Origin of the sequence: Acinetobacter lactucae (assembly GCF_013122135.1) — a bacterium.
In the GTDB taxonomy this organism is placed as follows: Bacteria; Pseudomonadota; Gammaproteobacteria; order Pseudomonadales; family Moraxellaceae; genus Acinetobacter; species Acinetobacter lactucae.
In genome coordinates, this window is sequence record NZ_CP053391.1 from 3,159,946 (window position 1) to 3,183,722 (window position 23,777).

The following is a 23,777-nucleotide window of genomic DNA, read 5'->3' on the forward strand; positions in this document are numbered from 1 at the left end:
TTTACATTTTATATCTTCACAACGGACAAAAATGTCCGTTAAATATATAACCTTTAAAACACCCTAATCGATGACATGAGTAAACGTCAAAAAATCGCTGCCCATAATCGGGATGAATTACTCAATGCAGCCGAAGAATGTTTTCGTATCCATGGCATTAATGTCCCCTTACAAGTTGTAATTGACCACGCTGGTGTTGGTAGAGCAACTTTTTACCGCAACTTTTGTGATCGCAAAGCTTTAATTAGCGCCCTTTTAGAGCGTGCGATTACACAGCTAGAGCAAAAAGCAGCTCATTTTCAACAATTCGAGGATGGTTTATTTCGTTTAATTGAAGGACATATTGCACAACTTCCCAAGCTTGCAATTTTGCAAGATTTTTGGAGAGTGATTGATCGACAAGATCCAATTATGTTAAAAATTTATGAACGGCGAAATAATGCACTTAACCCACTGATTGAAAATGCGATAAAACAAAAATTGTGCCGAGCCGATCTAACTGCGGACGACTATGCAATGGTCACTGCAATGTTAGGTTCTTCATTTCAAGGACATGAGCCAGAAGAACAGACTCGCTTAGCAAAACGAGCAATTGAATTACTATTTCATGGTATTCAAATACAAAAAATTCGAGGGATAGAATGAGTAAAACGCCTCGTTATTTAGAAACACCACCCGACTGGACGCCTGAAGAGCAACCGACTTTACCAGGTTCACCAGCAGCTATTGCGCATTCTGTACCTAAGCGGTTTATTTACTTTTTTATCGGTTTATTCGTCGCTCTTTCAGCAAGCTTAAGTAATGGTTTTATTACAGCAAACTTACCCTTAATCCAAGGTGAGTATGGACTAACTCCTTCCGAAGCGGCTTGGCTGCCTGCGGCCTATGTTATGGCAAATGTCAGCTCAAACCTGATTTTGTTTAAAGCTCGACAACAGTATGGCCTAAGAGTGTTTTCAGAAATAGGACTCGTGATTTTTATTGCAGTTCTGGTCTTACATATTTTTGTGCATACCTATGAAATGGCGCTATTCGCTCGGGTTGTGGCAGGTTTAGCTGGCGCGCCACTGAGCTCATTAGGCATGTATTACACCATGCAAGCTTTTAAAAAAGCAGACATGGCAAAAGGAATATATATCGCATTCGGTTTTCAGCAACTCGGCGTACCATTAGCTTGGATTATTTCTCCATTTCTTGTAAATACAGACAGTTGGTCTGTTCTATATACGTTTGAGCTCGGCTTAGCACTTTGTTGTTTAGCCATGGTTGTTTCATTGAAATTACCACGTAGCTTACGAATTTATGTTTTTGAGAAGCAAGATTTTTTCACCTTTGCTTTACTCGCTCCCGGCTTTGCCTGTTTATGTATTGTGCTCACACAAGGTCCAATTTTATGGTGGTTTAATAGCGAGTGGCTTGCTTATGTATTAATTGCAGGTTTTAGCTTAGTTGTTCTTGGTTTGCTTTATGAACATTATCGCGCCAATCCATTAATTATGACGCGCTGGTTAGGGGCCGCTTCCACCTTACGTTTCATTTTTGGTGCCTTTGCCATTCGACTTTTAATGTCAGAACAAAGTTATGCAGCGGTTAACTTCTTAAAAACTATGGGAATGGGTCCTGACCAATTTGTTCCCCTCTATGTGGTCATATTAGTGGGGATTTTAAGCGGAACACTTTTTAGTGCGCTTACTTTTTCACGTGAAAGAATTATCTTCCACTTACTTTTTGCAGAGTTTTTAATTTTAGTCGCGTGTGGACTAGATTATCACTTAACCAGTGATGTCCGACCTGTAAACTTCTTTGCAAGTCAGTTTTTAGTCGGCTTTGCTGGTGGTCTATTTATTGGGCCCTTGCTCCTGATTGGCTTTGCGCAAACACTTGCTAAAGGTCCATCTTATGTGGTGACCTTCATCGTATTATTTTCTGCAACCCAAACTTTCGGTGGTCTTGTCGGGTCTTCGTTCTTCTCGACCTATCAACAACATCGGACGCAAAACTATCAAGCCGAAATTATTAAAGATTTAGAACAAGCAGACCCTCTGGTCGCTCAAAGACTCTCTACCTATCAACGCAGCGCATCAGTTACTACGACTGACCCAGCATTACAAACAGCTCAATCCATGCGCTCACTTAATCAAGTAGTCACACGTGAAGCCCAAGTGCGTGCCTACAATGATGTTATTGCATTAAACGGTATTTTTGCTGTCGCACTACTTTTGTGGGGTGGATTTAATATTGCACGGAGTAAATATCTACAACGCAGAGGAATTAGCCGTCCTTAATAGCTTCTTTATTGATGAAATAGAAATTGAGATTGATATATGTCAGATGATCAAAACAAACCGGAACCAACACCTGCTCAGGCACCTACCAACGAGCCAACACCTGCACCTGCACCTGCACCTGCACCTGCAAGTAAACTGATTCCGACAAAACGCTCAACTTTATTATGGATGCTGGTTGTGCTCATTGTCGGTATTTTAGTGATTTTATGGGCATGGAGAATCGGACCTTTCGCAACGAGTGTTCAGCAAACTGACAATAGCTATGTCAAAGGTAAAACCACGATTTTATCGTCACAAATTAATGGTTACGTTAAAGATGTATTAGTTAAGGACTTTGACTACGTTAAAAAGGGTCAAGTATTAATGCATATTGATGCAACGACTTACGACCAAAAAGTAGCGCAAGCCGCTTCAGGGGTTGAACAAGCTAAAAATACTTTAGCCAACCAAACGCAGTCTATTGCTCAAAAACAAGCTGATATTGTGGCTGCACAAGCTAAAGTAGAACAAGTTAAAGCTCAATATGAACTCTCTTTAGCCCAGCTTAGACGCTATCAACAGTTAGGAAATAGTGGCGCTGCCTCTAAATCTGAACAAGATAAAGCCGCAGCAGATGCTGAAAATAATCTTGCAGCACTGAAGCAGGCAGAAGCTAATGTTTTAGTTGCCAAAGAAGCACTTAAAACGGCGCAGGTCGCAGAAGCTGGCTTAGAAGCACAAGTTTCTAGCGCTAAAGCACAATTAGATCAGGCGCAAACTACTAAAGACTACAGTGTTATTGTTGCTCCAATGGATGGTCAACTTGGTGAGGTGAACCCTCGTGTTGGGCAATATGTAGCAGCAGGTTCACAATTACTCTATTTGATTCCACAGCAAACTTGGGTAATCGCTAACTTCAAAGAGACCCAAATTGCTAATATGCGAATTGGTCAAAAAGCATGGTTCACAGTCGACGCCATGAAACATAAAAAATTTACAGGACATGTTGAGCAGATCTCACCAGCTGCAGGTTCGGAGTTCAGTGTATTGAAACCTGACAATGCAACTGGAAACTTTACCAAAGTGGTTCAACGAATTGCGGTACGTATTACCATTGATCCAAATCAGGAAGGAATCGAACACTTACGCCCTGGCATGTCAGTGATTATTTCTGTCGATACAGGTTCGTAAACTGCTTTTTAAAAGCCTCATTAAAAAGCTACAATGTGATCAATCATTATTTTTCTCAATTTCTAATGTTTGATCACATTGCCCAGCCCATCCCCTACCAGCACATTGAACTCCCCTCTTTAGTTCATCTCGACATTAAACGATTAGATTTAGTTCATCCTCAAATTTCGGGCAATAAGTTTTTCAAATTAAAATACAATTTTCTTGCTGCAAAACAACAAAATTTATCAAGCATTTTGACTTTTGGTGGAGCCTATTCCAACCATATTGCCGCGACTGCCTATGCAGCTCATCTTTTTGGTTTAAAAAGTATAGGCATTATTCGTGGTGAAGAATTAGCAACCCAGCCTCTTAATCCAACCTTAGTAAAAGCTCAAAGTTTAGGAATGCATCTACATTTTGTCTCACGCAGTGAATATCGCTTACGAGATGATGCAAACTATCTTCAACAGTTACATCAGCAGTTTCCTGAAACTTTCATTATTCCCGAAGGTGGGACTAATGAACTCGCAGTTCAAGGCTGTCAGGAAATTCTCAGTCAAAGCGATTTAGAACAATATGATGTGATTTGCTGTGCAGTAGGAACTGGTGGAACGATTTCGGGAATTATTGAACGAAGTTCAGCAGATCAAGAAGTCTTAGGATTTTCGGCTCTAAAAGGTGATTTTTTACCACAAGAAATTCGGCATTGGACCAAAAAGCAGAATTGGTCTCTTACAGATGCCTACTGCTGTGGCGGATATGCAAAAACCTCACCCGAACTATTGGCATTTATAGAAAATTTTGAAGAGCAACACGCCCTACCACTTGAACCGATCTATACGGGAAAGATGATGTTTGGTCTGTTTGATCTTATAAAAAATAATTACTTCTCTAAAGGAACTCGCATTCTGGCAATTCATTCTGGTGGCTTACAAGCAGATATAAGAAATAAATCACATCAATAACTTATCATTTTTAGGTCGCATTGTTCACTACCATAATAAATGTCTTTAGCATGACTAAGGCTCGGCATGATAGTATATGCCCCTTTTAAATTTTCACGATCAATCGAGAATCTCTTATGTCTAACAGTCATGTCGATGTCATTGTCTTAGGTGCAGGTGCTTCTGGACTCATGTTGGCTGCACATGCTGCTAAACGAGGACGCTCGGTTTTAATTGTAGAAAAAGCCAATAAAATTGGTAAAAAGATTTTAATGTCAGGCGGCGGTAAGTGTAACTTTACTAACTTGTATGTAGAGCCTGACAACTATATTTCTCATAATCCACACTTTGTTATTTCAGCCCTGTCACGCTATAGCAACTGGGACTTTATCGGTTTGGTATGTGATTATAAAATTGCTTATGAAGAACGAAAACACGGACAGTTATTCACGCTAAATGGCGCTAAAGAAATTTTAGAAATGCTGGTGAGTGAATGTAATAAAACTAACAATGTGGATATTCAAACTCAATGCGAAGCTGTCCAGATTGACCCATTAGAACAAGGTGGTTTTACTGTACACACAAATCAAGGTCGATTTAGCTGTGAGTCCCTAGTCGTAGCTACAGGTGGCTTATCCATTCCAACTTTGGGTGGTTCTGGTTTTGGCTATGAACTGGCACAAAAATTTGGACATCAGGTTTTCCCAACTCGCGCAGGTTTGGTCCCATTTACGTTTTCAGATCATATTAAAGAGGTCACCACACGCTTAAGTGGTAATGCTTTAGATGTGACACTCAGTAACTCGAAAAATAGCTTTACTGAAGCATTATTATTTACCCATCGTGGTTTGAGTGGTCCAAGTTCTTTACAGCTTTCAAACTATTGGAATACTGGTGAAAATTTTAAAATTGACTTTTTCCCAAGCCAAGATTTAGCAACTTATTTAAAAGATAAAAAGAAAACTCAACCTAAAGTTTTATTGCGCACCCTTCTTAGTGATTTTACTGCCAAGAGTATTATTCAAGAGTTACAGCAACTCATCTGGCCAGAGCAGAGTGAAACAGCGATTGGTAATATCAGTGATGCACAGCTAGATCATATTGCTGAGCAGCTACATGGCTTTACCGTCAAACCATCAGGTACAGAAGGATATCGTACTGCCGAAGTTACTTTAGGTGGAGTTGATACAACTGAAGTATCTTCTAAAACCATGGAAAGTAAAAAGCAAAAAGGATTATTTTTTATTGGCGAAGTACTTGATGTGACTGGCCATTTAGGAGGTTATAACTTCCAATGGGCTTGGTCTTCCGCTTATGCAGCAGCACAATACGTTTAAATGATGAATTAGCTAATTTGACGCTTTCGAATCATTTGACGAATTTTCAGAATTACGCGTATGCGTTGTTGTCTGTTTTGATGAATTAGATTTGTTAAATACAAACTTATAAGCACTTGCCAAAAAACCGACAGTAATTCCCGCAATGACAATCGGTGCTAAAAAACGACCTGGTTTCTTCATCGTATTTTCCTCACTTATTTGTTTTTATAACGGCCAAAAAAGGACGACCACTCAATATAGAGTGGTCGAACTTATCACAAAAATCAAAGATTTTTTGTACGGTTTATCTGAAAATTGATTTCATTTACTAAATTTCGTCATTTTCTCCAGTAGATCCAAACGGTTTATTTACTGGTGGTTGTGCTGGATTTACTTGCGCAGAATCAGCTGGTTTTGCATCAGATGAAACCGTTGATGGTGAAGTTGTAGACGTTGGTGTAACTGTAGATGTTGACGAAGTAGTGGTTGCAGATGAGCTACCAGCAGATGGACTGCTCGTTGTCGTAGTAGAAGGTGGTTGGTATAAAGGATTTGGTTCATTCGCTTCTTTTTTAGCTTTATCTAGCAAATCACTCAACAGTCTTTCTGCTGGTTGGCGACCACCTAAACCAAATGCAAGAGCGAAAGCAACTGCAACTGCGCCTAGAGTCAAACCAAATGCAAGATTAACGATTGAATCTGCAATACCCATCGCTCTTAAACCAAGCGCAAGTACAAGACCAATAATTAACACACGAACTAAACTACCCAACCAACGCGAGCTATTGTATTCGCCACGTTGAACCACGTTCGCCACAACATTGGCAAGCCAGAAACCAATCACCAAGATTACAGCGCCCAATAGAATGTTTGCACCGAAATGGATAAACATTGCGATTAGACCACTAATCTGTTCGAAACCAAGACGATCAGCAGCTTCAGAAACCGCAAACAGCATCGTAAAGAATACAATTAGCCAGCCAACTGCATTAGAAACTTTAGTTTGTCCTAAAAAGCGTTGTACATCTAACTTTGCAGGAATTTCATCAACACCTGTACCTGCAATTAATTCAGCGACTAAGCGGCCAACAAAACGAGAAACAATATAGGCAACCAGTAGAATTAAACCAGCAGCAATAATGTTTGGAATCGCCTGCAAGATTTCATTGAGCATAGCTGTTGCTGGCTGAGAAATTGTCTCAATACCTAAAGCTTCAAACGCTACAATCAATGTTGTAATAATGATGATTGCGAAAACAAATGAACCTAAGAACTTGCCTACGTTAGAGCTTTTAAAAAGACCAATTTTTTCAGCTTGCGCCTGAACACCCAAGCTATTTACTAAACCTTCAACAATACCCCGTACAATTTTTGCCAAGATATAACCAACAAAAACGATAACACCAGCAATAAAGATATTTGGTAAGAACGCTACTGCATCATTTACCATATTTTGAACTGGAATCAGTAAGCCTGTTAATCCTAGTATTGAAAGAACAATCGGAAGGAAAAGTAACAATACAAGCCAGTAAAGAATTTCACCAATATTCTGGCTAATTCCACCTACACCCACTTCACTGCTTAACTTATCATCGAGTTGAGTTCGGGATAAAACATTGGTCACCCCCGCTCGCACCAGTCGAGCAACGATCCAACCAATAAAACCCACCACAACAGCAGCAATAATATTTGGAATATAGACGAGTACCTGATTCACCATATTGCTGAACGGGCCACTTACTCCACTAATGTTAAGTACATTAAGAGCTGCGACAACAGCTAAGATTAGAATAAACCAGAATACGACTTTTGAAATAAGACCTTCTATGTTTGGAGCACGCCCAGTTGCTGAAGATAATTTTGCATTGGTATTTACTTTTTGCAGAAGTTTTTTTACACCTGCCGCAACTAATAAAGCAATTATCCAGCCTACCAGTAAGATGACGATTGCAGCTAAAATAGGATGAAACTGATCCCAGTAATACATCGCATCAAATTGAGCGCCGCGAGGCCTATCAAAAAATTCATTCATATTGTTATGTCCTCAATTGTTATGTTCTTTTCAGTGCTTTCAATAATGAAAAACACTTTTCGTTGTTAAAAATGACGATGAATGCGGTCTATCTCACCTTATGTTTTGAATATTTTCTAATCAACACAGTTCTGCATAAATACAACAAATTGATGCAAAAGGTTGCAAAAAAAGCCTTCAGGTCACGTCCTAAAGGCTTTGTATAAAGATATACTGGTAGCTTATTACCCTTTATAAATATTCAAATCTGAAGTGCTCTTAATGACATGTGGTGTGGCCTCATGTTGAAAAGCGGCTTCTTCTTTAGGTGTTTTGCTGTGATCAGCAACCATGTAGACGATCAATGCAATAAGAAAAAGCCCGACAATAATTAAAATGTAAACTGGCAATCTTCTTTTTTTCGCAGTTTCTTCAGGACTCGTCACATGAGGTGGTTTTGAAAAATCATGCATCTTCTTTCCCCTCTTCTTTTATCATTAACTTTATAATCATCATAGCAATTTCGTTTGTTGCATTGTGTGAAAAAGCATTATTCTAAGGTGTCTGTGGTTGCAAAACTCTACTATTAAAATCATAAAAACAGTATAAAATTTAGGCGAAATTATTTTTCCCTTTAAAAATAATGATGAGTTATGCCCGAGCTTCTTCAATGTTCTATTTGTAATACAATATGTTTTAGCGCTCACTTTTTATAAAATAGGCTATAATAAGCCCCCTTGTTTTAAAGCTGCTCTATTTTATGATGTATCGTCAGCAAAACGTAACACTTGATCTCGACACTGACGTCACACATCAATGTTATTTACATCAGACGAGAGACGAACATCTCATTGGTATTATTGAATTTAATAAACCAAGTTATGAACTCAAATGGGGTGATTTAGAGTATTTTCGTCGCCGTACCGAAGAATTTTCCGTCATGCCATTTCCTGACTGCATTAATGCCATGATTGTTGATATTCGTAATATCAATATTTTTTTGGATAATGAAGTTCCGATTTTACCTTGGCGTTTGCTTGAAGAAGACTGCCCTGTTCGCTTAGTTGTCCCTCAAGATCGTTTGGAACATTATGCAGGTCTTTTTGAACCAACTTGGCTTTCAACTGATGTAGATAGTGCAATCGCAGAAATTCGCGAATTTATGGATATGTTTGTCCACTAATAAACATATCCATAAAATTAATTTTTAAGTAATTCCAAAATAAGATTTATTACCAGTAATTTTCTACCGCAATATTTCCCTCACCTCGACGATTCATCGTCAAACCACGTCGTTTTAAAGCCTCTTTAGTGTCATCTACCATTTGCGGATTTCCGCAAAGCATGACATGGCTAGTGGCAGGGTTCAGTTCTATACCAGCAGATTTTTCTAGTTCACCATTTTCAATCAAAATTGGTAAACGCTCATGTAAAGGCGCAGATGGATCGCGGGTAATAATTGAAATAAATTTAAAACCATTGTGCCCTTCTCCAAAAGTCTCAGCAATCTCTTGAATACGATCGACATACGCTAATTCAGCTTCAGTACGGACACTGTAAACCAAATTAATCTTTTGATAATTAGTCCAAGTTTCAAAGTCTTGTAGCATCGATAAAAATGGAGCTAAACCTGTACCTGTTGCCAGTAACCATAAATCGTGCGGTAAAGGTTGTTGATAGCGAGCTAAGGTCAAATAGCCATAAGGTATTTTTTCTAAGTAAAGCTCATCACCTACTTTTAGATGTTGAAGGTTTGAAGTAAATGCGCCATCAGGTACCACAATCGAAAAGAATTCAAGCGTTTCATCAAATGGAGAAGAAACTACAGAATAAGCACGAACAACAAGTTCTTCTCCAACTTTCAGCCCAATACGTGCAAATTGCCCAGCCGTAAATTTAAAATGTGCAGGGCGAGTCATGGTGAAACTGAAAAGAGTTGGGGTCCAACGGTGTACAGATAAAACTTTTTCTACGCTAAATTTTTCAATTGACATGATTTCAACGTGGCATGAAATAGTGCGCTCATGTTAGCATGACAGCCGAAATAATGAATACTTTTAAACGTTAAGGCTTTTTAAACATGCGCATGACATTACGCCAGTTGGCTGTTTTTGTAGCAGTCGCTCAAGAAGGAACTGTCACTAAAGCCAGTGATGCGGTCAGACTGACGCAAAGTGCAGCAAGTATGGCTTTAGCAGATTTAGAGGATGGCCTTGGTGCTCCTCTATTTGACCGTTTAGGTAAACGATTACAACTTAATGATTTAGGTCGCTTTCTGTTACCACAAGCCCTAGAAATATTAGGTCGCTGTGAAGCTTTTGAGCAAGCTGCAAAAGGTGAATTGCAAAGTATTGATTTACGTATTGGGGCCACTTTAACAATTAGTGATTACCTCATGCCAGATTTAATGGCAAACTTTTTACAACATCACCCTAAAGCACATTTGCAATTACAGGTGGGTAATACACGCCAAATGATTGAAGCAGTTAATCAATTCCAACTTGATTTAGCTTTAATTGAAGGCTCATGTCACTTACCTCAGCTCCAATGTATCCATTGGCGTGATGATGAGCTTGCAGTCTGCTGTTCCCCAAATCACCCATTAGCACGTTTAAATAGACCTTTAACAGCACATGATTTTCTTCAAGTCGAATGGATTTTACGTGAAGAAGGCTCAGGAACTCGTGAAGTGTTTGATAATGCTATATTGCAAGATCTGCCAGATGCGAATATTCGCTTAACCCTAGGTCACAATGAAGCAATTTTAAAAATCGTTGCTGGTGGTTTAGGTATGTCATGTATTTCTAAACTTGCCATTGAACCTTTAATTGAAAAGGGACAATTAGTAATTTTAGATACACCATTCTGGCAACTTACCCGTCCGCTTTATATGCTGGTACACCGTCAAAAGTATCAGGGGCCTGGCCTCAAAGCATTCTTACAATTTTGTGAAGATCAGGTTTAAAACCTGATCTTTTCATTAATTAACGTCGAAAATTTGACAACAATTCGCTTGTGATCGCTTTATTGTGATCCGCAATTTTATTTTTCTTGGTTTTCGCAGGATTCGGGTCAACACGCTCAATTTTGATCGCTTTAAATTTACCCTGATTATCTGCGGCAAGAAATCTCACTTTTTCATTTCTTTTCGGTTCGCCCTCTGATGCAGGGAAATCAGAAATATGAAAGAAAATATCTCCTTCGGTAGTTTCAATAAAACCAAACCCTTTATCAGGGTTATATTGTTTTACCCTTCCAGTATAAAACTCTTGCTTCATGATCTTTCCCCTACTTTTCCAATCCAGTCGTTGCAGTAAATAAAAAAGAGACTCACGATTCCGTTTTTAAAATTATACGGTTTAATGAAGTCTCTTTTTAATGCGATTTCAAAAAATTAATCTTTTTGTACACTACCAAAAATTTTATCGCCAGCATCACCCAAGCCAGGAACAATATAACCTTGTTCATTTAAGCCATTATCAATAGATGCTGTATAAATTTGCACATCTGGATGAGCTGCTTCAACTTTAGCAACGCCTTCAGGAGCAGCAACTAACACCATCACACGGATATCTTTACAACCACTTGCCTTTAACACATCAATAGCAGCAACTAACGAATTACCCGTTGCTAGCATTGGGTCAATAATCATCGCAAGACGGTTAGCAACATCTGGAACTAGTTTTTTATAATAAGTACGAACTTCTAAAGTTTCCTCATTACGCTCAAGACCTAAAACACTCACTTTTGCGCTTGGAATTAGGTTAAGTACACCATCCAACATACCAATTCCGGCACGTAAAATCGGTACAATCGTTATTTTCTTACCAGCAATACGCTGTGTAGTAACAGTTCCAGCCCATCCATCAATTTCGCAATCCACAACAGGTAAATCTTTTGTTGCTTCATACGTCAACAACATAGTCACTTCCTGAGCAAGCTCACGGAAATTCTTAGTACTGATGTCAGCACGGCGTAACAAACCTAATTTATGACGAATAAGTGGGTGACGAATTTCTTGAATGGCCACAGATGTTACCTAAAAATATAAAAACGTATTTATTATAATCTTTTTTTAACGCCCAATAAAAAAAAGCCTCCAGTTTTGGAGGCTTTTTTGTACACCAGAATTACTGTTGTGAAAGCATGAAATGTAATGGAGATAAAATTTCTGCTTTCAATGCCAAATTAATCATTGGATCTGGGTAAACACCCAAAATAATAACTAATGCAGCAGCAGCCAATACCATTAAACCACCTACTTTTTGTCCCCAATGAGCATCTGCATCAATACGAGGAGTTTCTGGTGGTGTCATATACATGACAACCATCACACGTAAGTAATAGTACAAACCAATACCACTACCCACAATAATCATTGCAGCCAAGAACCAGTGTTGAGTTGTTACAGCAGCCATTACCACCAAGAACTTACCAATGAAGCCTGCTGTTAATGGAATACCAGCCAAAGACAACATCATGACTGTTAAAGTTGCTGTAAGTACTGGACGGCGCCAGAACAAACCACGGTAGTCTGCAAGACTTTGTGCTTCATCTACGTTGTTATATGGGCTAGACATTAACGCTACCGCACCAAAGGCACCGATAGTTGTTAATACATAAGACACCACATATACAGTTACGCTACCCAAGCTTGCATAAGTCATGCTAATTAAAGCAATTAACAAATAACCAAAATGAGCAATAGATGAATAACCAAGAATACGTTTTAAGTTAACTTGACGAACAGCAAGTAAGTTACCAACTAAAATCGACAATACAGCAATGATCGTCAAAATAGTTACTAACGAGTTCACCATCATTGCGCCTGATGCAAGCATATAGCGCACGAATAAACCAATTGTTGCAACTTTAGCAGCAGTTGCTAAGAAAGTTGCCATTGGCGCTGGTGCACCTGCATATACATCCGGTGTCCATTTATGGAACGGTGCAAGCGACAATTTAAATGCAACAGCAAAGATAATAAGTGCTAAACCTAATAACACCATTGGCTGTTTGATTGCTTCAAATAATGCTTGTACAGAATCATAGAATGAAAGCGAACCTGTATATGCATAGATATATGCCATACCCATCAACAACATTGCAGAAGCTGTTGCTGAAAGTACAAGGTATTTAATACCCGCTTCAAGTGAGTTACTACGTTGATAAGTATAAGCAAGTAAGCCATATACAGGAATCGACATTAACTCAAGGCTAATGAAGAACGATGCATAGTGAGAGCTTGCAACCATTAACATTGCACCTGCTACTGAAGCAAGTAACAAAAGGTATAACTCTTCACGGTTATCTTTATAAGTTTCGATATAGGCATGAGACAAAGTACAACAAGCCAATGCCGCAATCAAAATCATAAATTGATAGAACATGGTAAATGGATCAACCATAAACATGCCCATCACATTTGCCGGAACAAACTTACCGCCAAATACTGCAAATAAAATATAAAGTGCAGCGAGGTTTAAACCAACAACAGAAGTCGTTGCGATTAAATTATGATTACGCTTAATAGAAATTAACAACATGACGACGATTGTTGTCAAAGCAACAATCATCACCGGAGTTAAAGGCATAAGCGTAGAGAATGATACTGTGAAGTTCATGATTATTGGATCTCCACATGGTCAAGTTGAGTAGCTGTTTGCTGAACAGTTTCAACGACTTCTTGTACTGGCACATAACTATTGACCAACCACTGCATGCTTGAATGAGATACATCCAAGAATGTTTGTGGGTAGATACCAAGCCAAACGAGACCAATCGCACAAATCATCAAAATACCAACTTCACGAGCAGATAAGTCTTTCAATGGACTAGTGTAATGTTGCTTTTGTTCAGGATTTGGTTCACCGAATAAAGCACGGTGAATCAAGATCAAGCCATATAAACCTGCGAACACAAGGCTGATAGAAGCAAGGATCGTGAAGACAGGATATTTATTAAATGAACCCATCAAAATCAGGAATTCACCAATAAAGTTACCTAGACCCGGTACACCTACAAGAGCAGCAACAAAGAACATCAAGAAAAATGGCAAGTACTGAAGCTGGCCACGAAGACCACCCATTAAACGTAAATCACGTGTATGTAAACGTTCGTAGATTTGACCAGACATAATGAACAATGCAGCTGATGACAAACCATGTGCCAACATCATGATCATTAGACCTTGGAAGGTCAAAATGTTACCTGCATAGATTGCAAGTAAGATAAAGCCCATGTGTGAAATCGACGTATACGCAAGTAAACGTTTCATGTCAGTTTGCTGGTAAGCACACCATGCGCCGTAGAAAATACCAATCAAACCGAAAATAATCGCAATGTCTGCAAACTGTGCAGAAGCGGTCGGGAAGAAAGGAATAACAAAACGAAGTAAGCCATACGCAGCTGTTTTAATCAAGATACCCGCTAAGTCTACAGAACCCGCTGTAGGTGCTTGAGCATGTGCATCTGGTAACCAACCGTGTAATGGGAATACTGGTAACTTCACCGCAAAACCGATGAAGAAACAGATCATGAAACCGTATGCTAAGCCTGCAGGCAAGTGGTTAGCTACAGCTAATAAATAGTTGTAATCGAAACCGATCATGCCTGTCATCATGTAGCCATAAACCACAAGACCTAGGATACCGATTAACATCACTAGACCAGCAATCTGCGTGTAAAGGAAGAACTTAGTAGCCGCGTAAACACGTGAACGACCGTTTGAACCTTTATGACCCCATAACGCAATCAAGAAGTAGATTGGTACAAGCATCATCTCCCAGAAGAAGAAGAACAAGAACAAGTCAATCGCTAAGAATACACCGATAACACCACCTAAACTCCATAAGAGGTTTAAGTGGAAGAAACCAACGTTCTTTTGAATCTCACCCCATGAACAACCAACAGCAAGTACACCAAGTAACGCTGTTAATAACACCATGAGTAAAGATAAACCATCCACAGCTAAGTGAATGCCTATACCGAGTGATTGAATCCACGGTAAATAGAACTCAGCAGACCAAGTTGGGATTTTAGAACCCAACTCGTAGCTATAAGTTCCACTTTGCCAAAGTGCAAGACCTAAGCCCAAAGTAATGAGCATACCAATTAAGGCAATCCAGCGTGGCAGAGTTTTGTCGAGCTTATCGACTAACCAACAAATAAAACCGGCAATGAACGGAACAAGGATCAGCGCGGGTAAAATTAAATTGTTTTCCATTTTATTTCCCCACTACCTGAATAACGATCAAGATCATCAATAACACCACTACACCGAGTGACATGCTTGATGCGTATTCACGCAATGAACCTGTTTGACGTGAGCTTGTAAAACTGTTTCCGCCTTTCACGAGTGCAGGAAGAACCAACCACAAACCGTCAATCGGATCACGGCCAAAGATTTTGGCGAAGAATAAATAAGGTTTAACAAAAACGATGTCATACAATGCATCAAAACCAAAAGCGGTACGGCAAATATGTGCCAAACCTGAACCCAAACTTGTTTGAGCGAATGATTTCACTGCACCATAAGCAAATGTAAATAATGCTATACCAACAACTAGACCAACTAGTGCAATACCTACTGCTAAGTGCTCTGCCCCATGCATGCCTTCTACAAATTGTTCAGCGACATGGAATTCAGGGATTTTTGCAGTATTCAGAATACCTGCTACCGGTGCTTTTAATACCGCACCAACAAAAGTAGACAATACAGCTAAAATACCCAATGGAGCCCAGTAAGTTGCACCTTTAATCTCATGGTAAGGGGTATTTTCTTGACCAAAGAATACAACCCAGATTAAACGGAATGTATAGATTGAAGTCAGGAATGCACCTGCTACACCCACCCAATATAAGGTGTGATATAAAGCAACTGATTGGCCTTGTACCCAAACTTCACCAAGAATCGCATCTTTAGAGAAGAAGCCAATTGTTAAGAATGGAATAGCTGCTAATGCACCGCCACCAATCGCGAAACAAGCAAACAGGAATTTGTTACGTTTGAACAAACCACCCATTTTGAAGATGTTTTGCTCGTGGTGGTAAGCCAAAATCACCGCACCAGAAGACAAGAATAATAATGCCTTAAAGAATGCGTGAGCCAACATGTGGAATAAACCAGCTTGATAAGCTTCCGCACCTACAGCCATAAACATATAGCCAAGCTGACTCATTGTTGAGTAAGCCAAGATACGTTTGATGTCTGTTTGAACAAGTGCAGCAAAACCTGCAACTAACAAAGTTACCGCGCCAGTTACTGAAATGAATTGCATCACTTCAGGAGCAAGTTCGAATACGCTGAATAGACGGCAGCATAAGTACACACCAGCCGTTACCATTGTTGCAGCGTGGATTAATGCAGAAACAGGTGTTGGACCTGCCATCGCATCTGCCAACCATGTTTGCAATGGAATTTGAGCAGACTTACCAGCAGCACCCAAGAACAACATTAATGCAGTCCAGATTGTAAGTGACGAACTCTTCGTCATTACTTCTGCTGCGTGTTCAACGATGTACTGAGTATTCAGCGTACCAAATTGTTGGTAAAGCAAGAATAAAGCAATAAGCAAGAATACGTCACCAACGCGGGTCACTGTAAACGCTTTGATCGCAGCCCAACCATTTGCAGGGTTTGCATAATAGAAACCGATTAGCAAGTAAGAGCAAAGACCTACGCCTTCCCAACCCAAGAATAACAACGCCAAGTTGTCACCCAATACAAGCACAAGCATGCTGGCAACAAACAGGTTGAAATAAGAGAAGAAACGCGCATAACCCTCTTCACCACGCATGTACCATGATGCAAAGATGTGGATTAAGAAACCAACACCCGTGATCATGCCCATCATGAGTAAAGATAAGCCATCTAAATGTAAGCTAATGCCCGGCGCAAAACCGCCAACATTGAACCATGTCCACAAGTTTTGAACAAAAACTTGTTGACCACTCGTGGTAAATGCCATTCCAGCAATGAGTGCAAATAATGCAGATAAACCTACAGAACCTACACCAATAACAGCTGCAACATTTTCAGAGAGTTTGTCTCGTCCTGCCGCCAATAAAATAAAACCGATTAGCGGAAATAATACTGTTAAATATAAATAACTCATCCGCGCATCTCACTAGCAGCATCCACATCCAAATGATGGAAGCGATGATAGAACTGAAGGACAATCGCAAGACCGATACATGCCTCTGCTGCTGCAAGGGTCAAAATCAGAATGAACATCACTTGCCCATCTGGTTGTGCCCATACGCTACCTGCAAGAACAAATGCCAATGCTGCAGCATTCATCATGATTTCAAGGCTCATTAACATAAATAATAGGTTGCGTCGCACCATTACACCGTAAAAACCGAGTGCAAAAAGGATGGTTGCAACAATCAAACCATGTTCTAAAGGAATCTGGCCCATTATTCTTTTTCCTCTTCTGCACCTGGTTCACGTTTACCTAAGTGGTATGCTGCAACAAGGGCTGCTAGCAATAACATCGCGGCAACTTCAACCAATAATAAATAGTGAGTAAAGAGTGCTTGACCAACTACTTTTGGTCCAATCACTTGTGCCCCAAGCGGTGCTGAAATAGTGGTGTATTCACCACCAAGCATCCAAACTAAAAGCAAGCCGAGCAAGAAACTCATGAGTGCTGGATATGCCCAAGCATCTGAAGAAAGCCATTTGCGTTCTTGTTCAACGGTGTGTTGACCTAAGTTAAGCATCATCACCACGAAGACAAATAGAACCATAATTGCTCCGGCATAAACGATGATTTCAAGAGCACCTGCAAAAGGCGCCCCCACGATCATGAAAATACCAGCAACAGCAAGCAATGAAACAATTAGACTAAGTAGAGCGTGTACAGGGTTCGTGTTAGTCACTACACGAACCGTAGAAACGATGGCCACGAGTGCCATCAAATAAAACGGCCACATCATGGTAATAGACTCCGTACATCGATTGGTGCACTTTCTTTTTGTGCTTGACCTTTCTCTTTACCGTTAATTGCCATACCCGTTACACGGTAGAAGTTGTAGTCTGGGTATTTGCCTGGACCTGAAATGAGTAAGTTTTCTTTCTCATAAACAAGGTCTTGACGTACATATTCGCCTAACTCGAAGTCTGGGGTAAGCTGAATCGCAGTTGTTGGACAAGCTTCTTCACACATACCGCAGAAAATACAACGTGAGAAGTTGATACGGAAAAACTCCGGGTACCAACGACCATCTTCTGTTTCTGCTTTTTGTAGTGAGATACAGCCAACCGGACATGCAACCGCACATAGGTTACATGCTACGCAACGCTCTTCCCCATCAGGGTCACGCGTTAATACGATACGACCACGAAAGCGTGGCGGCACAATCTGTTCAGCCGGAACTTCTGGATATAAAATCGTGTCACGTTTACGTGTTGCATGGCTAAACACCATGAGTAACGTACGTACAATTGATCCGAATCCAGCTAGAAATTTATACATTTTGTACTCCCTGCTGTCCTAGGCCTGATTCATCAGAATCACAGCACCAGTCACTAACAAGTTGACCAACGCCAATGGCAAACAAATTTTCCAACCAAAGTTCATGACTTGGTCATAACGTGGACGCATTAAAGAACCACGTGCCAATACGAACATCATTACAAAGAATGCTGTTTTAATCACAAACCAGAATACTGGTGGAACAAATGGAATTTCTAAATTGAATGGTGCTAACCAGCCACCAAAGAATAAAGTCACGATCAATGCAGAGATTAGTACTACGTTGACATATTCAGCAACGAAGAACATACCCCATTTCATACCGCCATATTCAACATGGTAACCTTCTGCCAATTCTTGTTCTGCTTCTGGTTGGTCAAATGGATGACGGTGAGTTACCGCAACACCAGCAACTACGAAAATCAAGAAACCTAAGAATTGCGGAATGACGAACCAAACATCACGTTGTGCTTCAACAATTTCACGAAGGTTAAATGAGCCTGCAATTGCAACCACACCCATCAATGAAATACCCAAGAACACTTCATAAGAAATAGTTTGAGCTGCTGAACGTAAACCACCAAGCAATGAGTATTTGTTATTTGAAGCCCAGCCACCAAATAAAACCGCATAGACTGCAATACCAGCCATTGCCATGAAGAACAATAAACCGATACTCATGTCAGCAACACCCAGTGAAGGACTCACCGGGATTACCATGAACGAAAGAACCGCTGTTGCCATTGCAACAGCTGGTGCTAAACGGAATGTAAGTTTGTCAGCAAACTTTGGTGTCCAGTCTTCTTTGAACATGATCTTGAGCATGTCGGCAACGATCTGGAACATACCACCAGGACCAACACGGTTTGGACCATAACGGTCTTGCCACCAAGCAAGTAAACGACGCTCAATAAAAGACATCAACGCAGCAACTAAAACAACAACAAGCAAAATCACAACTGCTTGAACGACAGCGTAAGCAATCGGCCAGTTCTCAGCCCAAAGTGGCGTTTGACGTATAATTTCTTGATTCATGAATTACACTCCTAAAGCCACTGAAACAGGCTCAGCTAGTGACACCATTGGTGCTAAACCAACTGGGTAACCAATATAACCTGTAGGTAAATATTCAATTACTTGTACCGGCAAGCTCACAGTCGTTTCGCCTGCTTTTACCGTAATGCGTTGACCTTCTTGAAGATTCAAACGAGTTGCATCTTGTTCGCCCACTGCAAACACAGCTTCAGGAATACGAGTTTCCATTGCAGGTGTTTTAATCGTGAATTCACCAGAACCAAAAATATGATGCATTGGTACTAAGCGGAAACTTTCAGGGTTTGCAACTACTGGCACTGGAGCAACGTAGCTACGTGCAGGACGTTTTGCCAAGCGATCGAATAAACGAACACCAGAATCACCACCTTTTAAGTGACCACCGACTTCATCTTGGTATTTGTTCCAAGATTGTGGAGAGTTCCAACCCGGAGCCCATGCAAATGGTACTAATGATGATGCTTTTTGCGGACCAACATAACCTTCCATTGAGAATGTTAATGCTGAATCTGGATCGGTAGGCTGTTTAGGCTCATGAACCGATAACGGCGCACGCATTGCTGTACGACCTGAATAACGACGTGGTTCACGAGCGATTTTCAAGCCATGTACACGATAACCTGCATCAGGCGCAACATCTTGGATAGCTTCAAGTACTGGTACATTTTTCACGATGCTTTCAATGACATCATCAAGCAATGTCCAATCTACAGCCTTACCTTTAATGCCAGTTTCAATGGCATGTAACCAACGCCATGATTCTTTAATTGCGTATTCAGGTTTGTAGTAGCTTGGATCGTAAACTTGATAGAAACGCTGTGCACGACCTTCTTGGCTTACAACAGTACCATCACCCTCTGCAAAGCTTGCTGCTGAAAGAACGATATCAGCCTGTTTCACAGTTTCAGTTTCACTGTGATCAAGCACGATTACTGTTTCAGCTTTATCTAATGCAGCTTGTACTTGTGCAGCTGGTAAGCGACGGAACAAGTCATTTTCAACAATAACAAGTGTGTCGTAGTCTTGAGCAAATGCTTGTTCAAGGCTTAAACCACCGAACAATGCCAAGCCCATAGAGTTCACTTCAGGAACTACAAGACTTAAACCAGCTTTAGAACCTAAGTTCTGAGTCAACTGTGCTGCAGCTTCCATAATAGAAGCATCTTGCAAGCTTGTACCCGCAATAATTAATGGTTTGTTTGCTGCTTTTAGAGTGTCGGCAATGGTTTGAGCAAATGCTTTTGCATCTTCATCTAAACCACCTACAACTTCACCATTTACTGCCGCAGCAACTGCAAAGCCTAAACGTGCGATGTCATTTGGAGAAGCAACCACTTCACCAGTTGCAATGTCAGCAAGACGAGTTTGAGTTGCAGCTAAAATGTAAACTGGAGATTTTGCTTCTTGGCCAATACGTTGTACAGGCTCAGCTAACCAATCTGGTGTACGTGTTTTTGCAGCCATTTCACGCGCTTTGTTTTTCGCAGCTTGGCGAACAGACAATGCCATACGAGGTGCAGTTTGAGTTAGGTCTTCACCTAAGATCAGAACAGCATCATAGCTTTCAATTTCACGCATATTCGGGTTGTAGATACCCTCGGTTTGCATGATAGATGCAGCAAGTTCAACAAGCTTTTGCTCTTTTTGTGCAATACCAGTTGAATAATTTGCCTGACCTACAAGCTCACGTAATGCATAGTTCGATTCCAAACTTGCGCGAGGAGAACCAATACCCAAAACTTTTTTGCCTTGAAGCTTAGCAATCGCTTGATCTAGAGCTTGGTCGACAGAAACAGTTGCAACAGTTTCACCATTACGGAACTGAGGCTGACGTGGACGGTCTGCACGGTTTACATAACCTGTGCCAAAACGACCTTTGTCACAAAGGAAGTATTGGTTAACCGAACCATTAAAACGGTTTTCTACACGACGGATTTCACCATAACGTTCACCCGGAGAAATGTTACAACCAGAAGAACAGCCTTGACACACGCTTGGTGCATACTGCATGTCCCACTTACGGTTATAACGCTCTGAATGAGTCTTATCAGTAAATACACCTGTTGGACATACTTCAGTCAAGTTACCAGAGAATTCAGACTCTAAAGTACCTGATTCCGGACGACCAAAGTAAACACGAGATGCATTGGCATATACGCCAAAGTCTGTACCGCCCGCATAGTCTTTGTAGTAACGAACACAACGGTAACAAGCAATACAGCGGTTCATTTCATGCGCAATGAATGAGCCGAGTTCTTGGTTGTAATGCGTACGTTTTGTAAAACGGTAGCGACGACGGTCATGACCCGTCATTACAGTCATATCTTGTAAATGACAGTGACCACCCTCTTCACAGACTGGACAGTCGTGCGGGTGGTTGGTCATCAAAAATTCAACAATAGATGCACGGAAATCCGTTGCTTCTTTGTCTTCAATTGAGATATAGGTATTGTCAGATGCTGGTGTCATGCAAGACATGACTAAACGACCACGCGTATCTTCTGGATTCGCATATTGCGTAACAGCACATTGACGGCAAGAACCAACCGAACCTAAGGATGGATGCCAACAAAAATATGGGATGTCGATGCCCAGACTCAAACATGCTTGTAGCAAGTTTTCCGAGCCGTTGACTTCATACGATTTTCCATCGACATGAATTGTAGCCATAGTCGAATTCCTTAAGCTTGTTCTACGTTGCTGGTTTGCACGACAGGACGATTCGTCACTTTCGCTTCAAACTCACCACGGAAATGTTTGAGTGCGCCCATAAGCGGCTCCATCGCACCTGGTGCGTGGGCACAGAAAGTTTTACCAATCCATAATTTACGAGTTAGTTCTTGTAAATGGTCGATATCTTCTTTCTTACCTTCGCCTGCTTCAAGTGCTTTAAGCGCTTTAACAGCCCATGGCAAACCATCACGACATGGTGTACAGAAACCACATGATTCACGCGCAAAGAACTCTTCTAAGTTACGAGTGAGCGATACCATACATTGGGTTTCATCTACCACCATTAACAAACATGTTCCCAAACGAGAACCTGCTTTCATAATCGTGTCTGCATCCATTGGTAAATCAATGGTATCTGCTGGCAAAAAGTCAGTTGAAGCACCGCCCGGTAACCATGCTTTGAGCTTTAAGCCCTCACGCATACCACCTGCATGATCTTCAATCACTTCACGCGCAGTTGTACCAAATGGCAATTCCCAAAGACCCGGGAATTTAACTTTACCCGATGCACCATAAATTTTAGTGCCTGGATCTTTTGATTTACCCGCTGATAAACCGATATACCACTCTGGTCCACGAAGCATGATTGCTGGCAAGTTGTTATAAGTTTCAACGTTGTTCACAATCGTCGGACGGCCCCATGCTCCTGCAACTTGCGGGAACGGTGGCTTAGTACGTGGGTTAGCACGACGGCCTTCAAGCGAGTTAATCAATGCAGTTTCTTCACCACAGATATAACGCCCTGCACCCGTATGTACATGCAGATCAAAATTCCAGCCAGAACCTAAGATGTTTTCGCCTAAATAACCTTTAGCACGAATCTGTTCTAACGCTTCATTTAGATATTGAGCAGCCTCGATGTATTCACCACGGATAAAGATATAACCTTGAGTTGCTTCTAAGGTATAACCCGCAATTAACATCCCTTCGATCAATTGATGTGGAAGTTTTTCCATCAACAAACGGTCTTTAAAGGTACCTGGTTCCATTTCGTCGGCATTACAGATCAAGTAACGTGGACCACCATCATTTGGTGCCATCAATGACCATTTAATACCCGCAGGGAAACCCGCACCACCACGACCTTTTACAGTTGCAGCTTTAATGACATCTAACACTTCAGCAGGTTTCATGCCTAAAGCTTTTTTAAAGCCAGCATAGCCTTCAAGTGCTTCGTAATCATCAGCACTACGTACCGCTTCTTGTTTGCTTAAACGCCAAGTGAGCGGATGAGTTTCCGGATTACCGTCGCCATAAATTGGTTTTGGTTCAGTATTCATACATACTTCTCCAATAACTGTTTAATTGATGTCACTTCGACTAAACCGTGAGTATCTTCATCAATCATTAAAGTTGGGCCTTTGTCGCAGTTGCCTAGGCAGCAAATTGGAAGCAGAGTAAAACGACCATCTGGTGTCGTTTGACCATACTGAATTCCTAATTCACGCTGGAATGCTTCAGCAAGAGTTTCTGCACCCATTAAGAAGCAAGCAATTGAGTCGCAAAGTAAAATTACGTGACGACCTACCGGATGGCGATAGATACGGTTGTAAAATGTTGCAACGCCTTCCAAATCAGCAACACTCATCGACAACAACTGTGCGATGGCATTCATTTGAGCGTCATCTACCCAACCATTACGGCGCTGTACACACTTCAATGCATCCAAAGAGGCTGCACGAGGGTATGGATAGTGACCAATGTGATGTTCGATTTCGTGAATTTCTTCCGCAGTCAAAATCCCTTCGACATTCACACGTGGTTTTTTATCAGTCAAAATCATCATTATGTGTTAC

At 40.8% G+C, this 23,777-nt stretch carries 23 protein-coding genes; 7 read left to right on the plus strand and 16 right to left on the minus strand.

The window, feature by feature from the left end:
• Nucleotides 1-75: 75 nt before the first annotated feature.
• The 5 genes from HLV59_RS14805 to HLV59_RS14825 all read left to right on the plus strand — a co-directional run bounded on the left by HLV59_RS14805 (nt 76) and on the right by HLV59_RS14825 (nt 5,721).
• Entirely contained in the window at nt 76-645 is a 570-nt protein-coding gene (locus HLV59_RS14805; protein WP_061874909.1) for a TetR/AcrR family transcriptional regulator, read from the plus strand.
• Nucleotides 642-2,285 (plus strand): MFS transporter, encoded by a 1,644-nt coding sequence (locus tag HLV59_RS14810; RefSeq protein ID WP_087090265.1) that lies wholly within the window; start codon nt 642-644, stop codon nt 2,283-2,285. The genes HLV59_RS14805 and HLV59_RS14810 overlap by 4 nt, the downstream gene beginning before the upstream one ends.
• A 39-nt stretch (nt 2,286-2,324) precedes the next feature.
• Nucleotides 2,325-3,458: an HlyD family secretion protein gene (locus HLV59_RS14815; RefSeq protein ID WP_171430273.1), complete on the plus strand. Its 1,134-nt coding sequence runs from the start codon at nt 2,325-2,327 to the stop codon at nt 3,456-3,458.
• 65 nt (nt 3,459-3,523) lie between these two features.
• Nucleotides 3,524-4,405: a 1-aminocyclopropane-1-carboxylate deaminase/D-cysteine desulfhydrase gene (locus HLV59_RS14820; protein ID WP_171430274.1), complete on the plus strand. Its 882-nt coding sequence runs from the start codon at nt 3,524-3,526 to the stop codon at nt 4,403-4,405.
• Nucleotides 4,406-4,521: 116 nt separating this feature from the next.
• Entirely contained in the window at nt 4,522-5,721 is a 1,200-nt protein-coding gene (locus tag HLV59_RS14825) for a BaiN/RdsA family NAD(P)/FAD-dependent oxidoreductase (protein WP_061874913.1), read from the plus strand.
• A 12-nt stretch (nt 5,722-5,733) separates the two neighbouring features.
• On the opposite strand, the gene HLV59_RS14830 is transcribed toward HLV59_RS14825, so the two are convergent.
• The 3 genes from HLV59_RS14830 to HLV59_RS14840 all read right to left on the minus strand — a co-directional run bounded on the left by HLV59_RS14830 (nt 5,734) and on the right by HLV59_RS14840 (nt 8,187).
• Entirely contained in the window at nt 5,734-5,904 is a 171-nt protein-coding gene (locus tag HLV59_RS14830; RefSeq protein ID WP_016142085.1) for a hypothetical protein, read from the minus strand.
• 127 nt (nt 5,905-6,031) lie between these two features.
• A complete protein-coding gene (locus HLV59_RS14835) occupies nt 6,032-7,735 on the minus strand; it encodes a mechanosensitive ion channel (protein ID WP_171430275.1) in 1,704 nt (567 codons plus the stop codon).
• 224 nt (nt 7,736-7,959) lie between these two features.
• Entirely contained in the window at nt 7,960-8,187 is a 228-nt protein-coding gene (locus tag HLV59_RS14840; protein WP_005803268.1) for a hypothetical protein, read from the minus strand.
• 290 nt (nt 8,188-8,477) lie between these two features.
• Here HLV59_RS14840 and HLV59_RS14845 point away from each other — a divergent pair, with 290 nt between their 5' ends.
• Nucleotides 8,478-8,897 carry a hypothetical protein gene (locus HLV59_RS14845; RefSeq protein ID WP_171067949.1) on the plus strand — a complete coding sequence of 140 codons (420 nt, stop codon included), beginning with the start codon at nt 8,478-8,480 and terminating at the stop codon, nt 8,895-8,897.
• A gap of 49 nt (nt 8,898-8,946) precedes the next feature.
• Here HLV59_RS14845 and HLV59_RS14850 read toward each other — a convergent pair whose 3' ends face one another.
• Nucleotides 8,947-9,708: a ferredoxin--NADP reductase gene (locus HLV59_RS14850; RefSeq protein ID WP_171430276.1), complete on the minus strand. Its 762-nt coding sequence runs from the start codon at nt 9,706-9,708 to the stop codon at nt 8,947-8,949.
• A gap of 86 nt (nt 9,709-9,794) precedes the next feature.
• Here HLV59_RS14850 and gigC point away from each other — a divergent pair, with 86 nt between their 5' ends.
• Nucleotides 9,795-10,679, plus strand: a complete 885-nt coding sequence (gigC, locus tag HLV59_RS14855; protein ID WP_009393857.1) for a LysR family transcriptional regulator GigC — start codon at nt 9,795-9,797, stop codon at nt 10,677-10,679.
• Between the two features lie 19 nt (nt 10,680-10,698).
• Here the strand turns inward: gigC and HLV59_RS14860 are convergent, their stop codons facing one another.
• The 12 genes from HLV59_RS14860 to nuoE form a co-directional block, all read right to left on the minus strand.
• Nucleotides 10,699-10,992 carry a cold shock domain-containing protein gene (locus tag HLV59_RS14860; RefSeq protein WP_171430277.1) on the minus strand — a complete coding sequence of 98 codons (294 nt, stop codon included), beginning with the start codon at nt 10,990-10,992 and terminating at the stop codon, nt 10,699-10,701.
• A 116-nt stretch (nt 10,993-11,108) separates the two neighbouring features.
• Nucleotides 11,109-11,744, minus strand: coding sequence for a uracil phosphoribosyltransferase (gene upp, locus HLV59_RS14865; protein ID WP_002120045.1), 636 nt, complete (start codon nt 11,742-11,744; stop codon nt 11,109-11,111).
• 100 nt (nt 11,745-11,844) lie between these two features.
• Entirely contained in the window at nt 11,845-13,338 is a 1,494-nt protein-coding gene (nuoN, locus tag HLV59_RS14870; RefSeq protein ID WP_016144453.1) for an NADH-quinone oxidoreductase subunit NuoN, read from the minus strand.
• A 2-nt stretch (nt 13,339-13,340) separates the two neighbouring features.
• The gene (gene nuoM / locus HLV59_RS14875; RefSeq protein ID WP_002120006.1) at nt 13,341-14,939 is read right to left on the minus strand and encodes an NADH-quinone oxidoreductase subunit M; all 1,599 of its coding nucleotides are present in this window, start codon (nt 14,937-14,939) and stop codon (nt 13,341-13,343) included.
• Between the two features lies 1 nt (nt 14,940).
• On the minus strand, nt 14,941-16,830 hold the full coding sequence (nuoL, locus tag HLV59_RS14880) for an NADH-quinone oxidoreductase subunit L (RefSeq protein WP_002120008.1): 1,890 nt from the start codon (nt 16,828-16,830) through the stop codon (nt 14,941-14,943).
• On the minus strand, nt 16,827-17,135 hold the full coding sequence (nuoK, locus tag HLV59_RS14885; protein ID WP_000529822.1) for an NADH-quinone oxidoreductase subunit NuoK: 309 nt from the start codon (nt 17,133-17,135) through the stop codon (nt 16,827-16,829). Before nuoK ends, nuoL begins: the two co-directional genes overlap by 4 nt.
• A complete protein-coding gene (gene nuoJ / locus HLV59_RS14890; protein WP_014205902.1) occupies nt 17,135-17,653 on the minus strand; it encodes an NADH-quinone oxidoreductase subunit J in 519 nt (172 codons plus the stop codon). Before nuoJ ends, nuoK begins: the two co-directional genes overlap by 1 nt.
• The gene (gene nuoI / locus HLV59_RS14895; protein ID WP_002120012.1) at nt 17,653-18,195 is read right to left on the minus strand and encodes an NADH-quinone oxidoreductase subunit NuoI; all 543 of its coding nucleotides are present in this window, start codon (nt 18,193-18,195) and stop codon (nt 17,653-17,655) included. Before nuoI ends, nuoJ begins: the two co-directional genes overlap by 1 nt.
• An 18-nt stretch (nt 18,196-18,213) precedes the next feature.
• A complete protein-coding gene (gene nuoH, locus HLV59_RS14900) occupies nt 18,214-19,230 on the minus strand; it encodes an NADH-quinone oxidoreductase subunit NuoH (protein WP_004703499.1) in 1,017 nt (338 codons plus the stop codon).
• A gap of 3 nt (nt 19,231-19,233) precedes the next feature.
• Complete coding sequence (gene nuoG / locus HLV59_RS14905; protein WP_069141561.1) at nt 19,234-21,918, minus strand: NADH-quinone oxidoreductase subunit NuoG; 2,685 nt, start codon at nt 21,916-21,918, stop codon at nt 19,234-19,236.
• Nucleotides 21,919-21,929: 11 nt separating this feature from the next.
• Nucleotides 21,930-23,261, minus strand: coding sequence for an NADH-quinone oxidoreductase subunit NuoF (gene nuoF / locus HLV59_RS14910; protein ID WP_002120030.1), 1,332 nt, complete (start codon nt 23,259-23,261; stop codon nt 21,930-21,932).
• Complete coding sequence (nuoE, locus tag HLV59_RS14915; RefSeq protein WP_002120040.1) at nt 23,258-23,767, minus strand: NADH-quinone oxidoreductase subunit NuoE; 510 nt, start codon at nt 23,765-23,767, stop codon at nt 23,258-23,260. The genes nuoF and nuoE overlap by 4 nt, the downstream gene beginning before the upstream one ends.
• Nucleotides 23,768-23,777: the final 10 nt, after the last annotated feature.

What these genes read in the sequence shown, in the direction of transcription:
- HLV59_RS14820 (WP_171430274.1), top strand. Translation starts at nt 3,524, where the DNA reads ATGTTTGATCACATTGCCCAGCCCATCCCCTACCAGCACATTGAACTC.
- nuoG (WP_069141561.1), bottom strand. Translation starts at nt 21,918, where the DNA reads ATGGCTACAATTCATGTCGATGGAAAATCGTATGAAGTCAACGGCTCG.
- HLV59_RS14810 (WP_087090265.1), top strand. Translation starts at nt 642, where the DNA reads ATGAGTAAAACGCCTCGTTATTTAGAAACACCACCCGACTGGACGCCT.
- HLV59_RS14815 (WP_171430273.1), top strand. Translation starts at nt 2,325, where the DNA reads ATGTCAGATGATCAAAACAAACCGGAACCAACACCTGCTCAGGCACCT.
- HLV59_RS14850 (WP_171430276.1), bottom strand. Translation starts at nt 9,708, where the DNA reads ATGTCAATTGAAAAATTTAGCGTAGAAAAAGTTTTATCTGTACACCGT.
- nuoF (WP_002120030.1), bottom strand. Translation starts at nt 23,261, where the DNA reads ATGAATACTGAACCAAAACCAATTTATGGCGACGGTAATCCGGAAACT.
- gigC (WP_009393857.1), top strand. Translation starts at nt 9,795, where the DNA reads ATGCGCATGACATTACGCCAGTTGGCTGTTTTTGTAGCAGTCGCTCAA.
- nuoJ (WP_014205902.1), bottom strand. Translation starts at nt 17,653, where the DNA reads ATGTGGCCGTTTTATTTGATGGCACTCGTGGCCATCGTTTCTACGGTT.
- HLV59_RS14825 (WP_061874913.1), top strand. Translation starts at nt 4,522, where the DNA reads ATGTCTAACAGTCATGTCGATGTCATTGTCTTAGGTGCAGGTGCTTCT.
- HLV59_RS14805 (WP_061874909.1), top strand. Translation starts at nt 76, where the DNA reads ATGAGTAAACGTCAAAAAATCGCTGCCCATAATCGGGATGAATTACTC.
- HLV59_RS14845 (WP_171067949.1), top strand. Translation starts at nt 8,478, where the DNA reads ATGTATCGTCAGCAAAACGTAACACTTGATCTCGACACTGACGTCACA.
- nuoK (WP_000529822.1), bottom strand. Translation starts at nt 17,135, where the DNA reads ATGGGCCAGATTCCTTTAGAACATGGTTTGATTGTTGCAACCATCCTT.
- HLV59_RS14860 (WP_171430277.1), bottom strand. Translation starts at nt 10,992, where the DNA reads ATGAAGCAAGAGTTTTATACTGGAAGGGTAAAACAATATAACCCTGAT.
- nuoI (WP_002120012.1), bottom strand. Translation starts at nt 18,195, where the DNA reads ATGTATAAATTTCTAGCTGGATTCGGATCAATTGTACGTACGTTACTC.
- HLV59_RS14830 (WP_016142085.1), bottom strand. Translation starts at nt 5,904, where the DNA reads ATGAAGAAACCAGGTCGTTTTTTAGCACCGATTGTCATTGCGGGAATT.
- nuoH (WP_004703499.1), bottom strand. Translation starts at nt 19,230, where the DNA reads ATGAATCAAGAAATTATACGTCAAACGCCACTTTGGGCTGAGAACTGG.
- nuoE (WP_002120040.1), bottom strand. Translation starts at nt 23,767, where the DNA reads ATGATGATTTTGACTGATAAAAAACCACGTGTGAATGTCGAAGGGATT.
- nuoN (WP_016144453.1), bottom strand. Translation starts at nt 13,338, where the DNA reads ATGAACTTCACAGTATCATTCTCTACGCTTATGCCTTTAACTCCGGTG.
- nuoL (WP_002120008.1), bottom strand. Translation starts at nt 16,830, where the DNA reads ATGAGTTATTTATATTTAACAGTATTATTTCCGCTAATCGGTTTTATT.
- HLV59_RS14835 (WP_171430275.1), bottom strand. Translation starts at nt 7,735, where the DNA reads ATGAATGAATTTTTTGATAGGCCTCGCGGCGCTCAATTTGATGCGATG.
- HLV59_RS14840 (WP_005803268.1), bottom strand. Translation starts at nt 8,187, where the DNA reads ATGCATGATTTTTCAAAACCACCTCATGTGACGAGTCCTGAAGAAACT.
- nuoM (WP_002120006.1), bottom strand. Translation starts at nt 14,939, where the DNA reads ATGGAAAACAATTTAATTTTACCCGCGCTGATCCTTGTTCCGTTCATT.